This is a genomic window from Propionicimonas sp., from assembly GCF_047606205.1.
Taxonomy (GTDB): Bacteria; Actinomycetota; Actinomycetes; order Propionibacteriales; family Propionibacteriaceae; genus Propionicimonas.
In genome coordinates, this window is the sequence record NZ_JASGES010000159.1 from 1 (window position 1) to 7,269 (window position 7,269).

Here is a 7,269-nt window from a genome sequence, read left to right on the forward strand (position 1 = left end):
CTGCCTGCCCGTGCTGTTCGCCGACCCGGACGCCGGGGTGGTGGGCGCGGCGCACGCCGGCCGCGTGGGGCTCGGCGCCGGCGTTCTGAGCGCCACCCTCGCCCGCATGGCCGAGCTCGGCGCCACCCGGGTCACCGCCTGGATCGGCCCGCACATCTGTGGCGCCTGCTACGAGGTCCCGGAGTCGTTGCGGGACGAGTACGCCCTGCGGCACCCCGCCGCGTCCGCCACCACGAGCTGGGGCACGCCCTCCCTCGACCTCGGCGCCGCGGCCGCGGTCCAGCTCGAGGAGCTGGGCTGCGCGGTGGTCCGGCGGGATCCGTGCACGCGGACCACCTCGACCCTGCACTCCTACCGCCGCGACGGCGAACACTCCGGACGCCAGGCGGGCCTGGTCTGGCTCCCGTGACGCGGCGGCGTGGCCTGCACGGTGAGCGCGCGTCGTCCGGCTAGCATCAATCGGGACTGGCGACATGTAGGGAGCAAACGATGGCTGATCGCTTCAAGAAGGCGGCCGTGTGGCTCGGCCTCGTCTCGGACAACGACTACGCGGAGGTCGAGCCGGACCTCGACGAGGTCACCGAACAGGTGGTGGATCCCCGCCAGGCGGAGGAGAAGCCCGCCTCGGCGCCGGCCACCGTCACCGAACTGGAGACCCGGCGCCCGGCCAGGGAGCACCCGCGGGTGGCCGACATCAACCGGATCACCACCGTGCACCCCCGCACCTACAACGAGGCGCGCACGATCGGGGAGAACTTCCGCGACGGGATCCCGGTGATCATGAACCTCGGCGACATGGAGGACGCGGATGCCAAGCGTCTCGTCGACTTCTCCGCCGGCCTGATCTTCGGACTGCGTGGCAGCATTGAACGCATCACCAGCAAGGTGTTCCTGCTGTCCCCGCACAACGTGACCGTGGCAGCCGAGGACAAGGAACGTCTCGCCGGCGGGTTCTTCAACCAGTCCTGAAAGGCGCGAAGCAATGGGCCCGGTACTCCTGATCGTCCACGGGCTCTGCGTGGTGTTCCTCGCCCTGCTCACCCTGCGTGCGGTGCTGTCGCTGGTGCCGCTGTTCATCCGAGACTGGGAGCCGGCGGGCGGCCTGCGGGTGCTCTCCGAACTCGTCGGGACCCTCACCGACCCCCCGCTGCGGGCCCTGCGCAGGTTCCTGCCGGTGGTCCGTCTCGGCGACCTCCACATCGATGTGGCGTTCACCGTCCTGTACCTGGCGATCGCGCTGCTGGTGAGCTGGCTGTGAATGTCTTGACCTCGGGTTTACCCCTGCGAGCCGCGAGTTCTGCCGCTCTTGGACGCAGCTTTGCCGACGCACTAGCCTGAGAACGCCCTTCGGGGCCCGCCCGCGCGGGTCCCGGTACCGATCACGTGAGGTGAGTAATGACCCTGACCCTCGAACAGGTCCGCCAGACCCGCTTCCATCTGGCCCGGCGGAATGGCTACGAGCCGGTGGACGTCGACAATTTCGTCGACAAGGTCGAGGCCACCCTCTCACAGCTGACCGAGGAGAACGCGACCCTCAAGCAGCAGGTCGACGCCCTCGGCTCCAGCGAGCCGTCGAGCATCTTCGTCCCGGGCGACTCCGCGGAGGCGGACCGGCTGAAGTCCGACCTGCAGGGCCGACAGAGCGAACTGGACGGGGTCAGGGGCGAACTGGCCGGCAAGGACCAGGAACTCGCACAGCGCACCCAGGAGCTCGACCAGGCCCGCGCCGAGCTGTCCGCGGCGCAGGCCGAGCTGGAGTCTCTGCGCAACCAGGTCGCGCAGCTGCAGCAGGCGTCCGCCCAGGCCGTGCCGGTCGAGCCGGCCGCGCCCGTCGGCAAGGTCGAGAACATCGTCGTGACGTCCTCCGCCGAGGCTTCTCCTGCCGTCACCCGCCTGCTCCAGATGGCCACCGAGCAGGCCGAGCGCCTCGTCGGGGAGGCCCAGGTGGAGGCGCAGAAGATCGTCTCCTCCGCGCGCGCCGAGGCCGAGAGCGTCATCGACGGGGCGAACAAGAAGTCGCACGAGACCCTCACCGACGCCCGCACGCGGGCCGACCGGATCGAGTCCGAGGCACGGGTGAATGCGGAGAAGGTCACCACCGAGGCGCAGCAGCGGGCCGATGCGGTCAACGGCCAGGCTGACGCGCGCCGCGCCGAGTTGTTCACCGCGCTCGAGCAGGAACGCGACACCCTGCGCGGGAAGGTCGACCACCTGCGCAGCTTCGAGTCGTCCTTCCGCACGAACATGGCCAACCACCTGCAGAGCCAGATCTCGGCCCTCACCGAGGCCACGATCGAGCCCTCCGACACCCCGGCCATCCTCAACGAGCCGGCGCCCGAGTCGGCCACGCCCCGCCTGGACGCGCTGCTCAACGAAGGCAACTGATCGCCCGATCCGCACCGGACGCCGCCGCTCGCCGGCGGCGTCCGGCGTTTCCGGCGGGTGCCCGCCAAGCAGGTGGTACTCTCCCTGCTCAGACATCAGCAGGAGGAGTTTTTTGATGGCGTCGGCACGCACTCGGGAGACCGTGGCCACCCCCAGGCCCGCGGCCTCCTTCCCTGTGGCCGAGGGCGAGGATCCCTGGACCGAGGAAGAGGTCGAGGAGATCCGCCAGGAGCTCCTCGCCGACATCGCCCGCATGGAGCGGGCCATCGAGGTCGCCGAGGCGGGCCTGGCCGACCTGTTCGAGGAGGGGACGGACGGCGCCGGCCGTGACCCCGCCGACGTCGGCTCGTCGAACTTCGAGCGTGACCAGGAGATGTCCCTGGCCCAGAACGCCAGGGACATGCTGGAGCAGGCACAGCTGGCCTACCGCCTGTTCGAGTCGGGCGACTACGGCATCTGCGAGTCGTGCGGCCAGCCGATCGGCAAGGACCGCCTCCAGGTGTTCCCGCGCGCGACGATGTGCGTGGCCTGCAAGCAGCGGGAGGAACGGCGATAGCCGGCGAGGACGTGGTGGTGGGAGGCCAGGTGGCGTCCGCAGCGCCCGCGGTGCGGGTCGGCCGGCTGCGCGCACTGTGCCTCGGTATCGCCGTGGTGGGCTACGGCGTCGACCTGCTGGTCAAGAACCTCGCGCTGGCGAACCTGGACCCGCAGCACCCGGTCCCGCTGCTCGGGGGACTGGTGACGCTCCAGCTCATCCGCAACCCGGGCGCGGCCTTCAGCATGGGGGAGAACTTCACGGTGGCCCTCACCGTGGTCGCGATCGCGGCCCTCCTCGGCGTCCTCGCGTTCATCGTTCCGCGGGTGCGGCACCGTGGCTGGGCCGTGGCCATCGGCCTGCTGCTGGCCGGGATCATGGGCAACCTGTCCGACCGGCTGTTCCGCGAGCCCGGGCCCTTCCACGGCCACGTCATCGACTTCATCCAGCTGCCGTACTTCGCCATCTTCAACGTGGCGGACATGTTCATCACCGCGGCGGCGGTGCTGGTCATCTGGCTGTCCATGGTCTCCCAGGTCTCGCTCGGCGGCGTCCGGCTGAAGGAGCAGGCCTCCTCCCGCGATGAGTAGCGTCTGGCTCGTCCCCGACGGGCTCGACGGCGACCGGGTGGACGCGGCCGCGGCCCGCATGACCGGGCTGTCCCGCAGTCGGATCTCCGACCTCGCCGACGCGGGTCAGGTGCAGGTGAACTCCGTCCCGGTGACCAAGTCGCACCGGGTCCGGGCCGGGGACCTGCTCGAGGTCGAGATCACCACCGTCCCGGCCGTCCAGGTGGTCCCCAGCGAGGTCGCCGGGATCCGGATCGTCCACGACGACGCGGACATCGTGGTCGTCGACAAGCCTGCCGGCGTGGCCGCGCACCCCAGCCTGGGGTGGGACGGGCCCTCGGTCGTCGAGCACCTCGCCGCGGCCGGCTTCCGGATCTCGACCTCGGGAGCGGCGGAGCGCCAGGGCATCGTGCAGCGCCTCGACGTGGGCACCTCCGGGCTGATGGTGGTCGCCAAGAGCGAGCCGGCCTACACCGCGCTCAAACGTGCATTCCGGTCCCGCGAGGTTGAGAAGACGTACCACACCCTCGTCCAGGGCCACCCCGACCCGTTCGAGGGGACCATCGACGCCCCGATCGGACGCCATCCCGGCGCCGACTACCGGATGGCCGTGGTGTCCGGCGGGCGGCACAGCATCACCCACTACCGGATGCTGGAGGCGTTCCCCGCCGTCACCCTGCTGGAGGTACACCTCGAGACCGGCCGTACCCACCAGATCCGCGTGCACATGCAGGCGATCCGGCACCCGTGCGTGGGCGACCCGACCTACGGCGGGGATCCTGTCCTCGCCGCCCGGCTGGGGCTGCAGCGGCAATGGCTGCACGCCGTGGAACTGGCCTTCGTCCATCCCGGGACGGGGGAGCAGGTGAGGTTCTGCTCAGGATACCCTGAGGATCTCAGGGCAGCGCTGGAGCTCGTCCGCGGCTGAAGCACGCCCACTTGTGTTCAGCTTGGTCGGCTAGGGTCTCCGACGTGCGTAGAGCAAAGATTGTGTGCACGATCGGTCCAGCGACCGATTCTGCGGAAGCCATCCTCAAGCTCGTCGAGGCGGGAATGAACGTCGCCCGGCTGAACATGAGCCACGGTGACCACGTGATCCATGCCAAGCGAGTGGCGTGGATCCGGGACGCGGCCCGTATCGCCGGACGGCCGATCGGCATCTTCGCCGACCTCCAGGGCCCGAAGATCCGGCTGGGCGAGTTCGCGGAAGGGTCGGCCACGCTGGAGCCGGGCGCCCGATTCACGATCACCACCGAGGACGTGCCGGGTACGGCCGAGCGCGCGTCCACCACCTTGAAGACCCTCACCGACGACGTGCGCCCCGGCGACCAGATCCTGATCAACGACGGCGCGATCGAGTTGCGTGCCGTCGAGGTCACCGACACCGACGTGGTCACCGAGGTGGTCGTCGGCGGCCCGGTGTCCGACCACAAGGGGATCAACCTGCCCGGCGTGCCGGTGAGTGTTCCGGCGCTGAGCGAGAAGGACGAGCGCGACCTGCGCTGGGCGCTGCGCCACGGCGTGGACATGATCGCCCTGTCGTTCGTCCGCAACGCCTCCGACGTGGAGCCCGTCCGCGCCGTGATGGACGAGGAGGACCGCCACGTCCCGGTGATCGCCAAGCTGGAGAAGCCGCAGGCGATCGAGAACCTGTACGAGGTGATCGACTCCTTCGACGCCTTCATGGTGGCCCGCGGCGACCTCGGCGTGGAACTGCCGCTGGAGGAGGTGCCCGGAGTCCAGAAGCGGATCATCGACGCCGCCCGTGCGTGGGCGAAGCCGGTGATCGTCGCGACCCAGATGCTGGAGTCGATGATCACCGCGCACCGGCCGACCCGCGCGGAGGCGTCCGACGTGGCCAACGCGATCCTCGACGGGGCCGACGCGGTCATGCTGTCGGGGGAGACGGCCGTCGGGGACTACCCGTTCGACGCGGTCGGCGTGATGGCACGGATCATCGGCCGCACCGAGGAGGAGGGCCTGGACAAGATCCGGACGCTGAACTGGAACCCGCACACGACCTCGGGCGTCATCTCGAAGGCGGCCGTGGACGTGGCCGAGCGGACCGGCGCCAAGTACCTGGCGGCGTTCACGATCTCCGGGGACACCCCGCACCGGCTGGCCCGACTGCGCTCCGAGGTGCCGATCATGGCGTTCACCCCGCTGCCCAAGACCGCCCAGGAGCTCACCCTGTGCTGGGGCGTGCAGAGCTACGTCACCCCGGAGTACACCAACACCGACGCGATGGTCGACTCCGTGCAGACCGCCCTCACCGAGACCGGCTTCCTGCACCACGGCGACCGGGTCGTGATCGTGGCCGGGAACCCCGGCCGGCACTCGCGCCAGACGAACTCCGTGCGCGTCTACGAGATGGACTGAGCTGGCGTCCCTCCTCGAACAACGCCGCCGGGCGCCCGCGGTGGCCGAACCCGGGCCGCGTCGCCGGTGTGGGGCGAGGGCGCCGCGGGTACAGCTGGTGAATCCGCCGGGCGAGGGACAGGAGCAGGGATGACGACGCCGACGACCGAGGAATGCCCGGTGTGCGGGATGCCGCTCGACCAGACGACGGCGCCGTCCGCCGTGCACGATGCCCAGACCTACCACTTCTGCTCGCAGGAATGCCGGGACGCGTTCGTCGCCGATCCCGGCCGGTACGTCGGGAACACCGGCAGCTGACGACTACGGCGCTGTCCCGAGCAGGGCGAGCACGGCCCGCTCCAGCGCGGCCTGCCTGGCCCGAGCGGTGCGGTAGCGGCGGGACGCGGCGTCGGCGATCGTCGACCCCGACTCGTAGCAGTCGATGATCCGCGGGTCGACATAGGCGGATCTGGCCACCGCGGGGGTGTTGCCGAGGTAGCCCGCGACGTCGCGTACGGCCTGCCGGATGGCACGGGCACGCGAAGCGGCGCTCCGGCCGGGTTCCTCGGTGAGAGCGAGGGACTCCGCGGCGATCACCGTCGCGTGCCAGGTGCGGAAGTCCTTCGCGGTGAGCGCACCGTCGAAGAGGTCGGCCAGGTAGGCGTTCACGCTGCCCGAGGACAGGTCCGTCCACCCCTCGCCACTGCGGTAGGCCAGCAGGCGTCTGCCCTTGTCCCTGCGGGAGCGGAGCGCGGCGAGGGCGGTGATCGCCGCCGGGTCGCTGATCGTGACCAGGTGCTCGATGCCCGACTTCCCGACGAAGCGGAACACCAGCTGGTCGCCGTGCCTGCGGACGTGGTGGCGTTCCAGTGTGGTCAGGCCGAAGGAGCCGTTGGCGTCGGCGTACAGGTCGTTGCCGATCCGGAAGTAGCCGAGGTCGAGCAGGCGGACGGCGAGCGCCGCGGCCCGGTCGAGCGGCATCCCGTCGCGGGCCAGGTCGCGGGCCACCCTGGCCCTCGCCCTTGGCAGCCCGGCGGCCGCGCGAGCGACCCGGTCGAACTTCAGGCGGTCCCTCCGCTCGCGCCAGGCCGGGTGGTACAGGTACTGGCGGCGGCCCGCGGCGTCGACCCCGGTCGCCTGCAGGTGGCCGTTGGGGTACGGGCAGATCCACACATCGCGCCACGCGGGCGGGATCACCAGAGCGGCGACCCGCTCGCGGTCCCCGGCGTTGAGCGGCCGGCCCTCGGCGTCGGTGTAGCCGAACCCGCGCCCGTGGCGCGTCCGGCGCCAGCCGGGAACATCGGGCGAGACCCTGCGCAGTCGGGGCACACCGGTCTGCTACCCGTGACGGGGCCGCTCCATTCCCGGCGGGGAGCGGGCGGGCGGCGTGGCCGTTCCCGACGTACCGGGAAGGGGATTCGA

The 7,269-nt window shown here is 70.9% G+C and carries 10 protein-coding genes; 9 read left to right on the forward strand and 1 reads right to left on the reverse strand.

Features of this window, described 5'->3' with window-relative positions:
- The 9 genes from QM633_RS10070 to QM633_RS10110 form a co-directional block, all read left to right on the forward strand.
- Positions 1–409, forward strand: a 409-nt coding sequence (locus QM633_RS10070) for a polyphenol oxidase family protein (protein WP_415153624.1), incomplete at its 5' end; no start/stop codon positions are given.
- Positions 410–489: 80 nt separating this feature from the next.
- Positions 490–969, forward strand: coding sequence for a cell division protein SepF (locus tag QM633_RS10075; protein WP_415153625.1), 480 nt, complete (start codon positions 490–492; stop codon positions 967–969).
- 13 nt (positions 970–982) lie between these two features.
- Positions 983–1,258, forward strand: a complete 276-nt coding sequence (locus tag QM633_RS10080) for a YggT family protein (protein ID WP_415153626.1) — start codon at positions 983–985, stop codon at positions 1,256–1,258.
- 137 nt (positions 1,259–1,395) lie between these two features.
- The gene (locus tag QM633_RS10085) at positions 1,396–2,385 is read left to right on the forward strand and encodes a DivIVA domain-containing protein (protein ID WP_415153627.1); all 990 of its coding nucleotides are present in this window, start codon (positions 1,396–1,398) and stop codon (positions 2,383–2,385) included.
- A gap of 115 nt (positions 2,386–2,500) precedes the next feature.
- Positions 2,501–2,941, forward strand: a complete 441-nt coding sequence (locus QM633_RS10090; RefSeq protein ID WP_415153628.1) for a TraR/DksA family transcriptional regulator — start codon at positions 2,501–2,503, stop codon at positions 2,939–2,941.
- Between the two features lie 29 nt (positions 2,942–2,970).
- Positions 2,971–3,510, forward strand: a complete 540-nt coding sequence (locus tag QM633_RS10095) for a signal peptidase II (protein WP_415153629.1) — start codon at positions 2,971–2,973, stop codon at positions 3,508–3,510.
- The gene (locus QM633_RS10100) at positions 3,503–4,417 is read left to right on the forward strand and encodes an RluA family pseudouridine synthase (RefSeq protein ID WP_415153630.1); all 915 of its coding nucleotides are present in this window, start codon (positions 3,503–3,505) and stop codon (positions 4,415–4,417) included. Before QM633_RS10095 ends, QM633_RS10100 begins: the two co-directional genes overlap by 8 nt.
- Before the next feature lie 44 nt (positions 4,418–4,461).
- The gene (gene pyk / locus QM633_RS10105) at positions 4,462–5,868 is read left to right on the forward strand and encodes a pyruvate kinase (protein ID WP_415153631.1); all 1,407 of its coding nucleotides are present in this window, start codon (positions 4,462–4,464) and stop codon (positions 5,866–5,868) included.
- A 129-nt stretch (positions 5,869–5,997) separates the two neighbouring features.
- A complete protein-coding gene (locus QM633_RS10110) occupies positions 5,998–6,165 on the forward strand; it encodes a YHS domain-containing protein (RefSeq protein ID WP_415153632.1) in 168 nt (55 codons plus the stop codon).
- A 3-nt stretch (positions 6,166–6,168) separates the two neighbouring features.
- On the opposite strand, the gene QM633_RS10115 is transcribed toward QM633_RS10110, so the two are convergent.
- The gene (locus tag QM633_RS10115; protein WP_415153633.1) at positions 6,169–7,176 is read right to left on the reverse strand and encodes a DNA topoisomerase IB; all 1,008 of its coding nucleotides are present in this window, start codon (positions 7,174–7,176) and stop codon (positions 6,169–6,171) included.
- Positions 7,177–7,269 lie beyond the last annotated feature (93 nt).

Coding starts and splice junctions, on each gene's coding strand:
- QM633_RS10075 (WP_415153625.1), top strand. CDS start 490: ATGGCTGATCGCTTCAAGAAGGCGGCCGTGTGGCTCGGCCTCGTCTCG.
- QM633_RS10080 (WP_415153626.1), top strand. CDS start 983: ATGGGCCCGGTACTCCTGATCGTCCACGGGCTCTGCGTGGTGTTCCTC.
- QM633_RS10085 (WP_415153627.1), top strand. CDS start 1,396: ATGACCCTGACCCTCGAACAGGTCCGCCAGACCCGCTTCCATCTGGCC.
- QM633_RS10090 (WP_415153628.1), top strand. CDS start 2,501: ATGGCGTCGGCACGCACTCGGGAGACCGTGGCCACCCCCAGGCCCGCG.
- QM633_RS10100 (WP_415153630.1), top strand. CDS start 3,503: ATGAGTAGCGTCTGGCTCGTCCCCGACGGGCTCGACGGCGACCGGGTG.
- QM633_RS10110 (WP_415153632.1), top strand. CDS start 5,998: ATGACGACGCCGACGACCGAGGAATGCCCGGTGTGCGGGATGCCGCTC.